We start from the raw sequence: 16,822 nt of genomic DNA on the forward strand, positions 1-16,822 counted from the left end.
GGCGGTTACCTCTTGGCCGCTGCCGCAGAACTGCGCGAGCGCAGCAGCAGCACAAGGACGAGCGCGAGGACCGCGACATAGTCTCGGAATTTCGTGGGGATGTGCCAGGGGTCGCCGAAGAGCAGAGTGCCGAAGTCGAACCAGATCAGGAAGTTCTGGGCCAGTGATAGGATCAAGGCGCCGGTCACCGCCCCGAAGACGTTGCTGAGGCCACCGATGGTCACTGCGGCGAAGATCGGCAGCATGATGACGAGATCCATGCTGGGCTGCAGGCGCGTCTGAATCGCAATCAGGGATCCGCCGATGGCAGCCAGACTGCCGGAGAGGAACCACATCAGCCGGATCAGCCGGTCGCCGGGAATGCCGCGCGTGACGGCAAGCTCCTGGTTGCTGGCAAGGGCGCGAAGGCCGGAGCCTATGCGGGTGCGATACAGGAACAGATGCAGGGCGACCATCAGCACCAGGGTCGCGCAGGCTATGATGACGTCCAGCGTCGTGAACACGGCATCGCCGACCACGATGGTGCTGCTGGGGACGTCGAAGACGCGTGCCGAGCCGCCATAGATCGCCGCGACGATCGAGCGGATGAACAGAGCTACGCCCCAGGAAACGATCATCTTGCCTTCTGCCGAGGTGTTGCGCAGCCGACTGAAGACGAGGATGTCGATGAGGATGGCCATGAGGCCGGTCATGACCGCGCTAGCGAGCATCGCCAGCGGTAAGGGCAGGGCGAGGCCAGGAATGGTGGCGAAGCTATAGGTCAGGTAGCCGCCAACGACCGCGAACTGGATATGGGCGAAGTTGGCGAAGCGAAGGATCGAGTAGCACAGCGATACACCGACCGCGATGATGGCGATCTCGCTGGCGTAGACGATCGAGTTGACAAGAACCTGGATCACGGGTGACAGCGCCGTTCCTAAAATAGGACAAGGATCGAGCCGCCGTCACGAGGCCCTGGGGACTTGTGGCGGCGGCTGCAGCGAAGGCCAGGATCAGTTGCGGGTCGCCGTCGTCTCGAACTTGCCATCCTTGTAGGTCAGGACGTCGATCGGCGGATCGATGCGCTGGCCGCGATCGTCCCAGACGATCTTGCCGCTCGCGCCGTTATAGGTCTTCACGACTTCCGGCATGGTCTTGGCGATCGCGGCAGCGTCGGTGCCACCCTTCTTCATCGCTTCGGCCAGAACCATCATGGCATCATAGCCGTAATAGACATGGGCCAGGATGTCCTTGTCGCCGAATTTGGCGGCATACTTGTCCTGCACGGCCTTGCCGACGCCCTGCGAATAGCCGCCATTGTCGACGCCCAGGAGGCGGCCGTTCATCCATTCCTTGTTGTCGATTTCGAGGATTGAGGGATAGGCGGCGAACCAGGTCGCATTGATGCCGAGTTCGCGTACGTTGCGCAGGACGGTGCGAGAGTCATCGCCATAGCCCGCAGTGATGATCGCATCCGGCTTGGCCTTGACGAGGGCTTGCACGTCGGCGCGATAGTCGGGTTGTCCTTCGGTATAGGCAATATTCTCGACGATCTTGCCGCCCTTGGCTTCGAAGGCTGCAGAGGCTGCTTCCGCGACGCCGAGGCCGAAGGCGTTGTTGGGGACGACGACGGCAGCGGTTTTTGCGCCGCTCTCGGCGATGAGGTTGCCGAGTTCCTTTGCCAGAATGTCGTCGAGCGGCAGGATGCTGAACAGCGTGCCGGGATAATTGCCGAGCTTGGGTGAGGACGACGAGGTGTTGATCAGGATCTTGCCCTTGTCCCTGGCAAGTTCCGCCACCGGGATCATCAGGCTGCTGCCGCCGAACATGATGGCGGCGTCGACCTTGTCGACGCTGAAGAGCTTGGTGGCCGCGTTCATAGCTTCCTGGGCGCGGTATTCGGAATCCTCGACGATCAGCTTGATCGGCCGGCCGTTGATGCCGCCGGCGGCGTTGATGTCATCGGCGGCCAGTTCGACGCCACGGCTCATCTGCAAGCTTGTCTTGACGTCCTGGCCCGTCAGGTTGGCGATCACGCCGACCTGGATCGGATCCGCCGCATGAGCGGGACCTTGCAGGCCGAGCACGGCGAGCACGCTGCAAAAGGCCAATGGCAACCCTGTCATCTTCATCGTTCGTCTCTCTGGATCTGGAGGTGATTTTGATTATTCGTTTTGTGAGCCGTCGTTGCAGTGCCCAGCGTGATCCAAACTATTCGGGGGGCAGAAGAGAAACAATCAACCGGCGCGGAGGTTGACCGAAGGAGTTTCGCCGCGACGCTCGCCTTCCGAAGATGATGCGACGCAGCATCCGCGTCGTGCCGGATGGATACCGATCCATGCGCCGTTCCGGGGCATGTGGCGGCCATTTCTCCCTACGCCTCTTGGCGCATACCGGAGAAACACCTGCCGCCGGAAGTCCGGACCGACGATTCTCCGGACTGGCATGGCTAAGCTGGGCCATCGCTTCTCCAACGGGATTTCGAGCATGGCGCCACGCAAGATCATTATCGACACGGATCCGGGGCAGGACGACGCGTTCGCGATCCTTCTGGCGTTGGGCTCCCCGTCCGAGCTGGAGGTGGTCGGCCTAACGGCTATCGCTGGAAACGTCCCGCTGTCGCGCACCGCGCGGAATGCCCAGATGGTCCTCGAGCTTGCTGGGCGGGGGGATATCCCTGTCTATCCAGGTTGCGAGCGTCCCATCGTGCGCCCGTTGTTCACAGCCGAATATGTGCATGGCGACAGCGGCCTCGATGGCTGCGACCTGCCTGAGCCCTCACATCCGCTGGCCGGCCAGCATGCTGTCGACTTCATCATCGACACCGTCATGGCGGCCGAGCCGGGCGAGATCACGCTGTGTCCGCTGGGGCCGATGACCAACATTGCCATGGCGATGGTGAAGTGCCCGGCCATCGTGCCACGCATCCGCGAAGTCGTGCTGATGGGGGGAGGCTTCTTCGAAGGCGGCAATACGACGCCGGCGGCCGAGTTCAACATATTCGTCGATCCGCACGCAGCGCATGTCGTGTTCACGTCCGGCGTGAAGCTGACGATGGTGCCGATCGATTGCACCTACAAGGCGGTGATGACACCGGCTTGGCTCAAACGGCTGCGAGCCGTCGGCACCCACACGGCGATCCAGGCGGCCGGCATGGCCGAATTCTACCAGGAATACGGCAACCAGAAATTCGGCACCGACGAATATCCGCTGCACGATCCCTGTGTGATTGGCTACCTGCTGCGCCCCGATCTGTTCAAGGGCCGTGAATGCCATGTGGAGATCGAGATCACGTCGCCGACAACCATGGGCATGACCGTCGTCGATTGGTGGAATGTCACCAAGAAGCCGACGAATTGCCTCGTTCTGCGCGATCTCGACAATCCGCCGTTCTACGAACTGCTGCTGGAACGATTGTCGCGCCTGCCGTAGCGGGGACGGTTTCCGGCGGAGAGGAAATCTCCGCCGGTGTTCCTGCGCCTCGTCGGATCGGGGCGGCATCCCGCGAGCGATCTCGTGCGGTGGAACGCCTGCTAGACGAGGTCCAGCCGAGAATCCCGGCGCGCGGCGAAGCGCTCCGGCCCGGCCAGCTCGAAAGGCCGACTGCATCGGTATCGGAGAGGCGATGGCCGGCGGCGGCGTGGTCGAGCCCGTCGCGGGTCATGATGCGACCTGCTGGAGCACGGGTTGGGGCATCGCAAAGCGGTCGGCCGAACCTATGAGCGCAGCGAGGAAGGCATGAGTATGGGTCGGAGCCGGGCGCTTCATAAAAGCGGCGAGATCGTCTGGCCGGTCGATGTCGCGGGCAAGGTTTGGCAAGGACGGAAGCATCGGGACGATGTTACATGCGCGCGCCGCACCGTGATGGCGCGCAAAACTGCCTTCGCCAAAACCGAACGGAATGGCGTTCACGGGCGAACAGGCGAGGGCGTTGGTGCCACCATCGGCTTCGGCGGCAACAAGGGTAACCGCCGGGCCTGACCCATGTGCGTCAAGCAGGGCAACGATATCTGCCGGCGTGACCGAGGGCACGTCGGCTGGCAGGACCAGGATGCCACGGGCGCCGGTGTCGATCAGATATCGGGCGGCACGCTCGACGGCGGCATTGTATCCCTGATCGGACTCGTCGGCGATGACGCCGACGCCGATCTCGCTAGCCAGCGCGGCGATCGTCAGATCGGCGGTGACGACGAGCACGCCTGCGAGAGCGTCAACCGCGATGACGGCCCGCAGAACATCCTCCGCCATGGCGCGAGCGAGGCCGGCGCGCTCCGTCGCGTCGAGCACCGGCGCCAGCCGCAGCTTGGCCTGTTGCAGGCGCTTCACCGGAACGACGCACCAGATCGCGTTCGCGGTCATGCGGTGCCCCGCAGCCGCAGCGAGGCTGCGAAGTCCAGCACGGCACGGGCGAGACGGTCGCGGTCCTCCAGCGTATCCATGACTGCCCCGGTCACCGCGACGGGTACTTCGAGCGCGTCGGCCTCGGCCGCGTCCGCATTGTCGATGATCAGGCCATCGAGCAAGCCGCGATAATGCTCCGCCACCGCGTGCACGGTCACGGGCAGGCCGAGCTCGGTCATGATCTTGGCGGTCGGCCCCTTGATGGCGCGGCCGCCGACGATCGGCGATATGGCGATAACGGGTGCAGGGGCCGCTTCCAGCGCCGCGCGAAAACCGGGCACGGACAGGATCGGATCGACGCTGAGATAGGGGTTGGACGGGCAGATGACGATTGCCGCGAGGGTCTCGTCGGCCAGCGCAGCGAGTACCTCCGGCTGGACGCGCGCCTTGCTGGCGCCCTCGAAGGAGATTTCGTTCACGGCGGGGCGGCATTGCTCCCCGACGAAATAGCGCTGGAAGGCCATTGGCCCGTCTCTCGTTCCGACGATGGTGCGGACGGAGTCGTCGCTCATCGGCAGCAGCCTCGCCTCAATGCCGAGGCGTGTGGCCAAGTCGCTGGTCACCTGCGAAAGCGTTTCGCCGGCCTTCAGTCGGAGCGTGCGCTGGACATGAGTGGCCAGATCCTGGTCGCCCAGCAGGAACCAGTTTTCGCCGCCGAGCCGCTGAAGCGCGGCCATGAAGCCCCAGCTCTCATTGGCAAGTCCCCAGCCGCGATGCGTATCGTTGAGGCCGGCCAGCGTGTAGGTGACGGTGTCGATGTCGGGTGAGACATGCAGGCCGAGATGCTCGAAATCGTCGCCTGTGTTGATGGCGACCGTCAGCCGGCCGGGGGCCAGCGTGCGGTAGAGGCCGAGCGCCAGTTTGGCGCCGCCGATGCCGCCGCAGATTGCCAGTACCCTGGCGTCCGATGTCCCTTCCGGAACCATGCTTGTGCCGCCTTACTTGACGTGAGGATCTATCGAAACATGTCTTCGGCCTTGGCGCGAACGAGCGTTGAGGCAGGAACAGGGGGCCTTGACCAGGACAGCCCACGCATCAGCACAGCGGGCTGGCCCTCGGACGCCTGTCCCATCAGCAGCGACGCTGCCGCCGCCACTTCGTCGGCGAGGCCGACCTGCGTGATCCGGAGCTTGCGGCCGAACAGGTCAGGCTCACCGACGCAATCGAGCAAAGCGGGGAGGCCGGCGGCACCTATCGCCACGCCGACCGTGCCGTAGCGCCAGGCGCGGCCGAAGCTGTCGTTCATCACAACGGCCATCTCGACGCCGAAATGCGCCATCAGTCGCTGCCGAAGGGCTTCGCACCAGCCGTCCGGATCCTCCGGCAGCAGCAGCACATTCGTGTCGCCGTCGGTCTGTTCCACGTTGGACTGGTCGACGCCGGCATTCGCCATGACGAAACCGAGCTTGTGCGCGACAACGATCGCGCCGCGCCGATGCGCCACGACCTCGGTCGATTGCGACAGGATCACCTCGACGAGGCGTGGGTCTTTGTCGACGGCGATGGCCAGTTCCTCGGCGCGGGCCGATGGCACGACCTGCCTCAGATCGACGAAACGCCCCTCGGCCTTCGAAACCACCTTCTGCGCGACGATCAGGATCTCGCGCGCCTGCGGAACGATGCCGGCGCGCTCGATCGCTGCGATCAGGAGGGCGCCCAGGTCGTCGCCGGGTGCAACCAGAGGGACGTCCGGCAAGGAGGTGAGGGTGAGGGTCATCGGCGTGTCACGGCTTGACGACCAGATCGCGGGGGAAGCTGGTCAGGATCTCGGGTGCTCCGGATGGGCGAACGCAGAATGTTTCGCTCAATTCGTAGCCCCAGTCATCCATCCACATGCCCAGGATCATGTGGAAGCACATATTGGCCTCCAGCACGGTCTCGTCGCCCTCGCGCAGGCTCGCGGTGCGCTCGCCCCAATCGGGCGGATAGTTGAGCCCGATCGAATAGCCGATCCGCGATGCCTTGTGATAGCCGGCGCGGTTGATGACTTTGCGCCAGGCCGCTTCGACATTGTGGCATGTCGTGCCTGCCCGGGCGGCATCCAGCGCCACGTCCAACCCCTCGGCGACGACCTTGGCGACATCCAGCAGGGCTTGCGGCGGCTTGCCCAGGTAGAGCGTGCGCGCCAGCGCCGCGTGATAGCGGTGATGGCAGCCGCCGAGTTCGAGATAGGCGACTGTGTCCTGCTCGTAGCGGTCGCCGGACCATGTCATATGCGGCGCGGCGCTCTTGCGACCGCTTGGCACCTGGGCGAGGGCGGCAGGGTAGTCGCCCCAGAAATCGGCCGTGCCGTGGAACTGGGCCGCCGTGATCTCTGCCACCGCATCGCATTCGCGCACGCCGGGGGCGACAGCCTCCATGCCGACCGCCATCGCCTTCGAGACGATGGAGGCGGCCCCGCGCATCAGCGCGACCTCGGCCGGCGATTTGACCAGGCGGACCCAGTTCACCAAGCCCTCTGAATCAACGAAGGATGCCTCGGGCAGCGCCTTCATCAATTCCAGATAGGCGCGGGCGGTGAAATAGAACGCGTCGAGATCGACGCCAATGCGGGCGCGGTTGCAACTGCGCTCGCGCAGCACCGCGGCGACGAACTGCGCCGGATGCAGGAGGGCCGAATCCACATGGGTTTCGGGATAGGGAACGATATTCTCCGGCCGGACAAACGTTGTCATGTGCGCGCCCGGCGCATCCATCGCACGGCCGATCCAGAGCGGTTCTTCGTCGTCGAGCGACAGCACCGCGTATTGATGGACATAGAACGACCAGCCGTCATAACCGGTCAGATAGTTCAAATTGGCCGGATCCGCGCAGACCAGTACGTCGATCCCGGCCGCTATCATGCGAGCCTTCACACGGGCAATGCGGGCAACGAACTCGGATCGGCCGAAAACGGGCATGGTGGCCTAGAAGAACTCGGGGAGGGCGGCGCGGAAGCTCCGGATCGCGTCGATATGGGCCTGCGGGTCCGAAAGGCCGCCAATGGCCGCCTTGTTCCAGCGCTGCTCTTCCTCGACCCAGCGCTCCGGCATGGTGTTGAGCGTGACATGGGTTGCGCCGATGGCGCGCCAGGCTTCCAATTCCTCTCGCAGTTCGGCTGGCGTACGATCGATGATCGTCATCGTCGCCTCTATGCCGATCTTGCCGGGATCGCGGCCATGGCTGACGGCGACTTCGCGCATCGCCTCGATGCTGCGGCGGCCGAGATCGTCTGCCTGGAAATTCGGTAGCCAGCCGTCGCCCAGCCGGCCGACACGCTTGATCGCGGCCTCCGAAATGCCGCCGATCCAGATCGGGATCGGGCGCTGTATGGGCAGCGGGTTGATACCGCCATCTTCGATGCGGTGAAACTTGCCCTCATAGGTGATCAAGTCGTCGCACCAGAGCTTGCGCAGAACGTCGATTTGCTCGTCGATCCGCTTGCCGCGATTGCCGAATTCCTCGCCGCAGGCCTCGAATTCCTCCGGCTTGACGCCGACGCCGACGCCGAGGCGCAGGCGGCCGCCGCTCAACAGATCGACCTCCGCCGCCTGCTTGGCGACCAGCGCCGTGCCGCGCATCGGCAGCACGAGCACGCCGGTGACGAATTCGATGCGCTTGGTAACGGCGGCGAGATAGCCGAACAGCACGAAGAGCTCGTGAAACATGTCTGCGGCGTCATGGACATATTTCCAGTCGGGGCGGCTGGCCTTGTTGAGACCGATGATTTGGTCGAAAGCCGTCAGGTGGGTGTAGCCGAGTTCTTCCGCCGTGATGGCGAAGTCGCGAATATGGGCGGGGTTCAGGCCAATCTCGAACTGGGGAAACAGGGCGCCGATCTTCATGTCCAACTCACTCCCGATGGCCTTGGACTCGCCGGTTCGCGATACGCGTCGCCAAGGCGATTCTCTCTATCATCGGGCGAGATTAGCGCAGAGCCGGTCGAATTGCGGCTTCACTAGGAGTACCTCGCCCAAAACTATCCGGCCAGAACGCGGGCCGCGCCGAAACTCTTCCGTTCGCGTCGGCGATAGGGCCGTAACCTGTTTGCTGCGGGTGCACGATACTGGGCACCAGGTGATCAGGAAGAAGTGACATGCTGCGATTCGGCTACAAGGCTTCGGCGGAACAGTTTGCGCCGCGCCAGCTCTTGGATTTCGCGATTCTGGCGGAGGAAGTCGGCTTCGACTCCTGCTTTGTCAGCGATCACTTTCAGCCTTGGCGCCATACGGACGGCCATGCGCCGTTTTCCTTCGCCTGGATGGCGGCCCTCGGCGAACGAACGCAGCGGATGACCATCGGCACCAGCGTCGTGACGCCGACCTTCCGCTATCACCCCTCTGTTGTTGCCCAGGCTGTCGCGACGCTGGGTGCGCTTTATCCCAACCGGATGATCCTGGGTGTCGGCACCGGTGAATCGCTGAACGAGGTGCCTTCGATCGGCATCGAATGGCCGGGTTTCAAGGAGCGCGAGGGGCGGCTTCGCGAAGCTGTCGCTCTCATGCGCCGCCTGTGGACGGAGGAGCGGGTCTCACACCACGGCACCTATTACCAGACCGAGAACGCCACGATCTATGACCGGCCCGAGCAGCCCGTGCCGATCTATCTCGGTGCGTCTGGCCCCAAGGCGGCCTTCATGGCGGGCGAGCTTGGCGACGGCTTCATTTGCACCAGTGGCAAGAAGCCGGAGCTCTATCGTGAGACCCTGCTGCCCAACCTCGAAAAGGGGCGGGCGGCGGCCGGCAAGACGATGGCCGGGCTCGAACTGATGATCGAGGTGAAAGTGTCGTTCGACGAGGACGCCCAGCGGGCGCTGGAGGACACGCGCCATTGGGCAGCACTGGCGCTGTCGCCGGAAGAGAAGATGGGCATCGAGGACCCGGTCGAGATGGAGCGGCTTGCCGACGCTTTGCCATTGGAGCGGGCGGCCAGCCGCTGGATTGTCTGCAACGAGGTAGAGCCGCTGATCGAGGGTCTGCGTCCGTATGTCGAGCTCGGCTTCCGCCATCTCGTTTTCCACGCGCCTGGCCCGGACCAGGCGCGTTTCCTCAAGCTGTTCGCCGAGCGCGCGATGCCGCGCCTGCGCGCCGAATTCGAGTAGCGCGCGCGATCGGGCCGCCACGCAACATCGAGAGCCGCTCCGCGCTCCATGGAAACGCTGAACGGCTCTGACGATCTGTTGGATCGCGTTTTTTCACCCGAACCGCTGTCGGATTCGCTCGGGAATTTCCTAGAGCGTGGCGGCGACCTCGTCGACGGCCTTGACCGTCGCGGCGACGACGATGTCCGCCTCCTCGCGCGTCAGGCAGAGCGGCGGTGCGAAGCCGAGGATATCGCCCTGTGGCATGGCCCGGCCGATGACACCCTGACCGAGCAACGCGGCCGAGATGCGGGGACCAACCTTTTCGGCAGTCTCGAAGAACACGCGGTCATCGCGATCCCTCACGAACTCGACCGCGGCCAGCAGTCCCTCGCCGCGCACATCGCCGACGATCGCGTGACCACCGACCGCGTCGGCGAGGCTGGCACGGAAATAGGCGCCGACATCGCGCGCATTGTTGACGAGATCCAATTCGTCGACGACCTCGAGATTGGCGACGCCGGCCGCCGTGCAGAGCGGATGCGACGAATAGGTCCAGCCATGACCAATCGGCCCGAAGGTATCCGAGCCCTGTTCCAGGATGCGCCAGAGCTTCTCCGAGACGATGACGCCGGAAAGCGGCGCATAGGCGGAGGTCAGGCCTTTGGCGATGGTGATCAGGTCCGGCTTCATGCCGTAATGATCGGAGCCGAACATCGAGCCGAGACGACCGAAGGCGGTCACCACCTCATCGGCGATCAAGATGATGTCGTATTTGTCGAGGATGGCCTGGATCGTCGGCCAGTAGCCGGCCGGTGGCGGAACAATGCCGCCCGTGCCCAGCACCGGTTCGCCGATGAAGGCGGCGATGGTCTCGGGGCCTTCGGCCAGGATCATCTCTTCCAGCTTATCGGCGCAGAACTGCACAAACTGCTCCTCGCTCAGGCTGCGATCCTCGCGGCGGTAGAAATACGGCGCCTCGGTATGCAGCACCGGCGCGCGTGGCAGGTCGAACAGATTGTGGAAAGCGGCTAGGCCCGTCAGGCTGCCGGTCATGATGCCGGAGCCGTGGTAGCCGCGCCACCGCGAGATGATCTTCTTTTTCTCCGGCCGGCCGAGAACATTGTTGATGTACCAGACCAGCTTGATGTTGGTCTCGTTGGCATCCGAGCCGGACAAGCCGAAGAAGACGCGGCTCATGTGCTTCGGGGCGCGGTCGATCACCATCTTGGCGAGCCGGATCGACGGCTCCGAAGCGTGACCGACATAGGCGTGATAATAGGGAAGCTGCGCCGCCTGGCGGGCGATCGCGTCGCTGATCTTGGTGCGGCCATAGCCGACATTGACGCAATAGAGCCCGGCAAAGGCGTCGAGGCTGCGCCTGCCGTCGATGTCGGTGATGTAAACGCCCTCGCCGCCGGCCATGATCCGGTTCGGGGTATCGCCGCGCGCATGCTGCGCCATGTGGGTCGAGGGATGGAAGAAGTGATCCCGGTCCCAGGCGGAGAGTTCATTGTGCGATGAGGGGTGGTCGAGCATGGCGAGTTCCTTGGATTAGGCGAGATCGAGACAGGTGTATTTGAGGTCGGTGAAGGCTTCGAGGCCGTGGCGGGAGCCTTCTCGGCCGAGGCCCGATTGCTTGACGCCGCCGAACGGTATCGCCGCGCCGGTGATCTTGACGCGGTTGATCGCGACCATGCCGAAGTCGAGCGCGCGCGACAGGCGCAGCGCGCGGCCTGAATCCTTGGTCACGACATAGGCGACGAGGCCGTATTCTGTGTCGTTAGCACGGGCGATGACTTCGGCCTCGCTATCGAACGGCGTCACCGCCGCGACAGGCCCGAAGGTCTCCTCGCGCATAATGGTGGCGTCGTCAGGCACGTCGGCCAGCAGTGTCGGCGGATAGAAGAGCGAACCGTCGCCGTCTGCACCGACAAGACGCCTGGCGCCACGGGCCATGGCATCGCGTACCTGCGCCGCGACCTTGGCAACGGCGCGATGATGCATCAGCGGCCCGATGTCGATGCCTGGTTCGAGGCCGGCGCCCATCTTGAGGCTCGCCACGCGTTTCGTGAAGGCTTCGCAGAAAGCTGGATAAAGGGCGCGTTGCACGAAGATCCGGTTGGCCGCGAGGCAATCCTGTCCGGATGTGGCGAACTTGGCGTCGAGGGCGATGCCGGCCGCCCGTTCGACGTCGGCGTCGTCGAAGATGATCAGCGGCGCGTGGCCACCGAGCTCCATGACGACGCGCTTGACGGTCGGTGCGCATTGCGCCGCGATCAGCCGGCCGATCTCCGTCGAGCCGGTGAAGCTGACGACGCGAACCAGGGGATCTCTACAAAACACACCGGCGATCGTTGCGGCATCGCCTGTGACAATGTTCAACACGCCCGCCGGGATGCCGGCGCGCTGGGCGAGAACCGCCAGCGCCAGCGCCGATAGCGGCGCATGGGCCGAGGGGTGGGCGACGACCGTGCAGCCGGCAGCGAGCGCGGCAGCGGCCTTGCGCGTCAGCATGGCGGCAGGGAAATTCCAGGGTGTCATTAGGGCGGCGACGCCGAGCGGCTCGCGATGCACCAGCATTTCAGTGCCGGGCAGATGGCTCGTCACGCTCTCCGCGTTCAAGCGTTTGCCTTCCTCCGCATACCACTCGACGAAGGAAGCGGCATAGTCGATCTCGCCCCGCGCCTCGGCCAGCGGTTTGCCCTGTTCATGCGTCATGATCAGTGCGAGATCTTCGCGCGCAGCGATGATCAGGTCGAACCATCGACGAAGAATGGTCGCGCGCTGGTGCGGCAACAGGGCCTTCCAGGCGGGAAGCGCTCGGGAAGCGGCCATTATCGCGTCCTGCGCGGCCGCAGCGGGCAGGCTCGCTACAAGCGCGATCAAGGAAGACGTGGCCGGATCTCGAACTTCGAAGGTTGCGCCCGACGGCGCCGTGATCCAGCGGCCATCGACAAAGGCACGTTCTCGCAGAAGATCCGGATCTGCGACGTGACCCCGGATGGAGCTGTACGCGGTCCTTGAAGCGTGGCCCACATTGGCTTTCATCAAACGGCCCCATTCCGTTGCTCCGCGCTTTCAGCCAAAGCCCCTGGGCCAAGCAGCGCTGCGATGGAGTTTACTGCCGGAGGAGCCGGGTCATTCTCGGCTTTAGTGCCCGTTGTTGGATGGTCCTTCCAAGGAAGCGCGCAATTTCCGTGCTTTCTTCGGATCGGAGTCTGGGAAGGCGGACCGACCGATGACAGATCTGCAGTTGGCGAAGAGGCACAGACTTTCTTTGGACGCAATGCCTGGGGTCAGGACTCAATGATCAGAGCCAAAAGATGACTGCAGCTGCGATACAGATGGTTGAGAAGAAGGTGTGTGCGCATCGGTCGTAGCAGGTTGCGAGACGGTGCCAATCCTGGAGCTTGGCAAAGAGGCTCTCGGCGTGGCGTTGGCGGTAGAGTGAAGACAGGCGCCCGATCGATCACCCCACAACAGATGACTTCAACACATTGCAGCCGGCTGTGTGGAATTGGGGCCTCGGCTCAAATCGAACTAAATATCTGATTTAATTATATATCGTGAAGACAATCGGGGTCCAGACCCGCGCCGATCGAGACCCCGGCAGACACAGAATCTCTGAAGTATTCTCGATGCGTTGAAGCCATCTTGCGTGGTGTCCCGCTTGGGCGCTTGTTCACATTCAGACAAACCGGGTCATCTCTCTTCTGGACCTGACCGCCGCAGCCACCGCAGAACGGATTGACATGGACGTCTGGGGCCGAGGCGACCCTGACAACGCCGCCCTCGATCTGTTCGACAAGCATGGGATCAAGTGCGGATAGCGGCGCGATATCCGCCTCTATCGCGAATCGCGCGTCTCCGCATGGACCAATTTGATGTCCATGCCGGCAGCCCAAGTGGCAATATCGTTGCGCTGCAGAGAGGCCGCCATCAGTTCGGGGAAGAGGTCAGGAGTGCAGGCGAAGACCGGAATGCCAAGTTGGGCGACCGCCCCGGCCATGGCTGGATCATAGGCAGGACGACCCAGATCGCTCAGCGCCAGCAGCACGATGACATTGACGCCGACGCGCACCATGGCTGCCAGTCGTTGCAGCATCTCCGTCCCGTTGCCACCTTCGTAGAGATCGGTGACCAATACGAAATGCGTTTTCGTCGGACGTTCGATACGTTCGGCGCAATAGGCGACGGCTTGGTTGATGTCCGTTCCGCCACCGAGTTGGACGCCGAATAAGACCTCCACCGGGTCAGCCAGGTCGTCGGTCAGGTCAATGATCACCGTATCGAAGCAAACGAGTTTGGTCTTCACCACCGGCAGCGACGCCAAGACTGCAGCGAAAATCGATGCGTAGACCACTGAACTGGCCATCGAGCCGGACTGGTCGACGCACAGCACGACCTCATCAAGGTCGGCAAGGCGCCTTTGCTGGCGCATGAAGCCCACCAACTTCTCGGGAACGATTGTCTTGTGCTCGGGCTGGTAGTGTCGAAGATTGGCCTGGATGGTGCGCCGCCAGTCGATGTCGCGCTCGCGTGGATGATAGGTGCGCCGGGACCGGTCGAGCGCCCCGCGGATTGCCTCGGCCGTCTTGCGTTCCAACCGCTCCATCAGTTTCGCGACGATGTCGGCGATCACGCTGCGCGCCAGCTCGCGGGTCCGGGACGGCATCACATTGCGCAGCGAGATAAGGTCTGCGACCAGATTCACGTCGGCTTCGACGGCCTTCAGAAATTCCGGCTCCATCAGCATCTGCTTGAGGTCGAGTCGCTCGAAGGCATCCTTCTGGACGATCTGCACGACTTGCTGCGGAAAGAAGGAACGGATGTCCCCCAACCATTGGGCGACCTTCGGCGCCGAACTACCGAGACCGCCGCGCTGCTTTCGCGAGTCGGGACCTCCGTTTTCTCCGTCGCCGTAGAGTGCGCTCAGCGCGGCAGACAGCCGCCGGTCTTCATCCGAAAGCGCGGAGCTATCCGCGTCGTCGGCGCCGATCGCCAACCGCCAGCGGCGTTCGCGCTCGCTTTCGCTTGTGAGGGGCATATTGGTCGCCGGTTCGTTTGCCTCATCCATTGGAAGGTGCTCCGACCAGCCAGGGAATCAGGGCGGTGAGATGCTGCCGCCAACCTTCGCCGCCGTCCGGAGCCGGCACCAGTATGGCCGGCAATCGTCCTGCGCCACCTAGCACTGCCTGGACCAGCCGTCGGCGCTCCATGCCGTCAAGGCTGGAGAAAACACGACGAAGCAACGGCAGATGCGCGATGAAGCTCTCCTCTTCGATGCCACTTAGCCATCGATCGACGGCGCCTCGCAACGCATCATCATAGATCAGCCGCTGGCCTGCGCCGCTGAAGAAGCCCTCGAGAAACGCGGACGCGCTCGGCACAGGTGTCCCGGGCGAAAGTCGCTGCGCCAGAAGGGCGGCCGCATCCTCGGCCTTCAGTGCGCCAGCCTCGTAGAGCAGGTGCGCGCTGCAACCGGCGACAAGCGGCGTTGAGTGTCCACTGTCGAGAACCTCGGCGAGGCCCTTATGCCAAGCCTCAAGGATCGATGGGCCGGCTTCGATCAGCGCAATTCCGCCGGCCGCGGCACGCATGGCGGTGACGAACGAGGCGGCGGCCTCGGCATCGAGGGTTCGGGCGGCGTAAGGCAGGGCGATCGCTGCCTCGACGATCAGGCGATTCAGCAGGCCCAGCAAATGCTCCGCATCGGAGCGTCGAGCTTCGCCATAGCGTCCCGTATCGGCAAGGGGAGGGATCGCGCCGAGCATTTCCTGGCAATCACTGCTGAGCGCCGCCTTTTCCTCCAGTGCGGCCAGGCCCGATGCGGCAGCCTCGTCGAGATCCGCCGTGATCGCGCTTTGTACGAGACGCGCCAACTCATCGAGGCTCTTGGCCTCGCCGAGCCTCTGGATCAGCTTGCCGTTGGCGGCCTTGGCGATCGTTGGCCCATGGATCAGGTTCTCGACCAGACGCACGGAAAATTCCGGCTCCCAGCGCAGCAGCCAGCGCTCGCGGAAGGTGCCGCGGCTTCGCCCGGCATCGGTCAGCTTGCCCCACGGGACATCGAGCACGTCGAGGCGGTGCAGCAGTGTCGACCGGTTGAGGCCGCCCTCTGAGCGCAGGTCGAGCGAGAGTTCGCGATCAAGGGCCTCAGGCTTCAGCCGGGCTTCCCTTTGGCACCGCTGAAGGTCCACGATGAGCGGCGCGAGCGGCACATCCGCCGGTATCTCGCCGACGTCGTTTCCGAGCAGCAACTCGGCCTCGATCATCCGCCACAACAGGGGATCGCCGCCAAGCAGAGCCGAAACCACCGCCTCGCGGAGTTCCTCGAAGCCGGCTTTGGGACGGCCACGGATCGCTGCGAGCGCCAATGCCAGGCGTTCGGCGTCGATCAGCGATGCCGTCGAGATCAAATATCCCTTGGCGCGCAGCACCGCGGCAATCCGGGCAAGCCAGACGCTGGCACCGTCGGTGCGGTCCCGCATTTGCCACAGATGCCGGCTCCAGCCGGGTGCGGCCACGCCGGCCCCGTAGCCATGACCGAATGCGAGGCGCGGACCTGTCCAGGGCGCCCAGGTCGTCATGCTCTTCTTGCGCGACATGCCCTTGAGCAGGGCCTGGTCGTCCTTCCGGGCGATTTTCGCTTTCAACGCCGGCACGTGCCAAGCGCCGCATACCACCGCGATCGGTCCTTCAAACTCCTTCTCGGCTGCCGCAATCGACTGACGCATATGGGCCTCGCGCTTCGCCTCAAACGCCGATAGCGGGGCGCCGTTGTCGCGCAGCGTGATCATGGCGTCTGCGATCGCGGCGAAGATCGGGCCGGGCGCTGGGTTCTGTTCGATGACGTCCGACCACCAGCTCTCGCCGTCCTCATACCCCGCGATCCGCGCCAGCGTTCCGATCGGGTCGCCCATATAGGCGGGCTCCGCAGGAGCGTCGGCGGTCGATTGTCGTTCCTCGGCGGGCTCTTCCCCGGCGGCGGTTTCTTTCGTCGTTTCGCCGGAAACCTGCAGCGGCTCGCCTCCGGGCTCTGCCTTCGGAGGGGCGAACCTCTCTGACGCGGGCAGATCGATGAAGCGCAACGCCGCGCCCTCGCGAACCGCCCAGAGTACCGCCTGGTATTCCGGCGAGAACTCTGCGTATGGCCAGAAGCCGGTCGCTGCCGGCACGTCTTCCTGATAGCAGAGCAGCGCGACAGGCGGCCGCATCGCGCTATTGGCGAGCATCGGCAGCAAGTCGGACGCATCGGCCGGCCCCTCGATCAGCACGGCCACCGGACGTAGCTCATCCAGCGCCGCCAGCAGGCTCTTCGCAGAGCCAGGGCCGTGATGGCGAATGCCGAAAAAAGAGATCCTCTCCGCCTTCGCCATC

Annotated in this window: 13 protein-coding genes; 2 read left to right on the top strand and 11 right to left on the bottom strand. The window is 64.1% G+C overall.

The window, feature by feature from the left end; genetic code table 11:
• Positions 1-5: 5 nt before the first annotated feature.
• Entirely contained in the window at positions 6-899 is an 894-nt protein-coding gene (locus tag OSH05_RS19970) for a branched-chain amino acid ABC transporter permease (protein WP_165801493.1), read from the bottom strand.
• Positions 900-992: 93 nt separating this feature from the next.
• Positions 993-2,111 (bottom strand): ABC transporter substrate-binding protein, encoded by a 1,119-nt coding sequence (locus OSH05_RS19975; RefSeq protein ID WP_104217906.1) that lies wholly within the window; start codon positions 2,109-2,111, stop codon positions 993-995.
• Positions 2,112-2,466: 355 nt separating this feature from the next.
• Here OSH05_RS19975 and OSH05_RS19980 point away from each other — a divergent pair, with 355 nt between their 5' ends.
• Complete coding sequence (locus tag OSH05_RS19980) at positions 2,467-3,411, top strand: nucleoside hydrolase (RefSeq protein WP_104218213.1); 945 nt, start codon at positions 2,467-2,469, stop codon at positions 3,409-3,411.
• A gap of 228 nt (positions 3,412-3,639) precedes the next feature.
• Here OSH05_RS19980 and cofC read toward each other — a convergent pair whose 3' ends face one another.
• The 5 genes from cofC to OSH05_RS20005 are packed head-to-tail and all read right to left on the bottom strand — an operon-like array spanning position 3,640 to position 8,204.
• Positions 3,640-4,338 (bottom strand): 2-phospho-L-lactate guanylyltransferase, encoded by a 699-nt coding sequence (gene cofC, locus OSH05_RS19985; RefSeq protein ID WP_104217905.1) that lies wholly within the window; start codon positions 4,336-4,338, stop codon positions 3,640-3,642.
• Positions 4,335-5,306 carry a 2-phospho-L-lactate transferase gene (gene cofD, locus OSH05_RS19990; RefSeq protein WP_104217904.1) on the bottom strand — a complete coding sequence of 324 codons (972 nt, stop codon included), beginning with the start codon at positions 5,304-5,306 and terminating at the stop codon, positions 4,335-4,337. The genes cofC and cofD overlap by 4 nt, the downstream gene beginning before the upstream one ends.
• Positions 5,307-5,335: 29 nt before the next feature.
• Positions 5,336-6,097, bottom strand: coding sequence for a coenzyme F420-0:L-glutamate ligase (gene cofE / locus OSH05_RS19995; RefSeq protein WP_104217903.1), 762 nt, complete (start codon positions 6,095-6,097; stop codon positions 5,336-5,338).
• A gap of 7 nt (positions 6,098-6,104) precedes the next feature.
• Positions 6,105-7,280: a M24 family metallopeptidase gene (locus OSH05_RS20000; RefSeq protein ID WP_104217902.1), complete on the bottom strand. Its 1,176-nt coding sequence runs from the start codon at positions 7,278-7,280 to the stop codon at positions 6,105-6,107.
• Positions 7,281-7,286: 6 nt separating this feature from the next.
• Positions 7,287-8,204 carry an LLM class F420-dependent oxidoreductase gene (locus OSH05_RS20005; RefSeq protein WP_104217901.1) on the bottom strand — a complete coding sequence of 306 codons (918 nt, stop codon included), beginning with the start codon at positions 8,202-8,204 and terminating at the stop codon, positions 7,287-7,289.
• A 251-nt stretch (positions 8,205-8,455) separates the two neighbouring features.
• On the opposite strand from OSH05_RS20005, the gene fgd reads away from it, so the two are divergent.
• On the top strand, positions 8,456-9,460 hold the full coding sequence (gene fgd / locus OSH05_RS20010; RefSeq protein WP_104217900.1) for a glucose-6-phosphate dehydrogenase (coenzyme-F420): 1,005 nt from the start codon (positions 8,456-8,458) through the stop codon (positions 9,458-9,460).
• A gap of 129 nt (positions 9,461-9,589) precedes the next feature.
• On the opposite strand, the gene OSH05_RS20015 is transcribed toward fgd, so the two are convergent.
• From OSH05_RS20015 to OSH05_RS20035, 4 genes are all read right to left on the bottom strand, one after another.
• Positions 9,590-10,978, bottom strand: a complete 1,389-nt coding sequence (locus OSH05_RS20015) for an aspartate aminotransferase family protein (protein ID WP_104217899.1) — start codon at positions 10,976-10,978, stop codon at positions 9,590-9,592.
• Positions 10,979-10,993: 15 nt separating this feature from the next.
• Entirely contained in the window at positions 10,994-12,490 is a 1,497-nt protein-coding gene (locus tag OSH05_RS20020) for an NAD-dependent succinate-semialdehyde dehydrogenase (protein ID WP_104217898.1), read from the bottom strand.
• Positions 12,491-13,289: 799 nt separating this feature from the next.
• Positions 13,290-14,519: a VWA domain-containing protein gene (locus OSH05_RS20030; protein ID WP_104217897.1), complete on the bottom strand. Its 1,230-nt coding sequence runs from the start codon at positions 14,517-14,519 to the stop codon at positions 13,290-13,292.
• Positions 14,512-16,821: a DUF5682 family protein gene (locus tag OSH05_RS20035; RefSeq protein ID WP_104217896.1), complete on the bottom strand. Its 2,310-nt coding sequence runs from the start codon at positions 16,819-16,821 to the stop codon at positions 14,512-14,514. The genes OSH05_RS20030 and OSH05_RS20035 overlap by 8 nt, the downstream gene beginning before the upstream one ends.
• Between the last annotated feature and the right edge of the window lies 1 nt (position 16,822).

The organism is Kaistia algarum, from assembly GCF_026343945.1.
Taxonomy (GTDB): domain Bacteria; phylum Pseudomonadota; class Alphaproteobacteria; order Rhizobiales; family Kaistiaceae; genus Kaistia; species Kaistia algarum.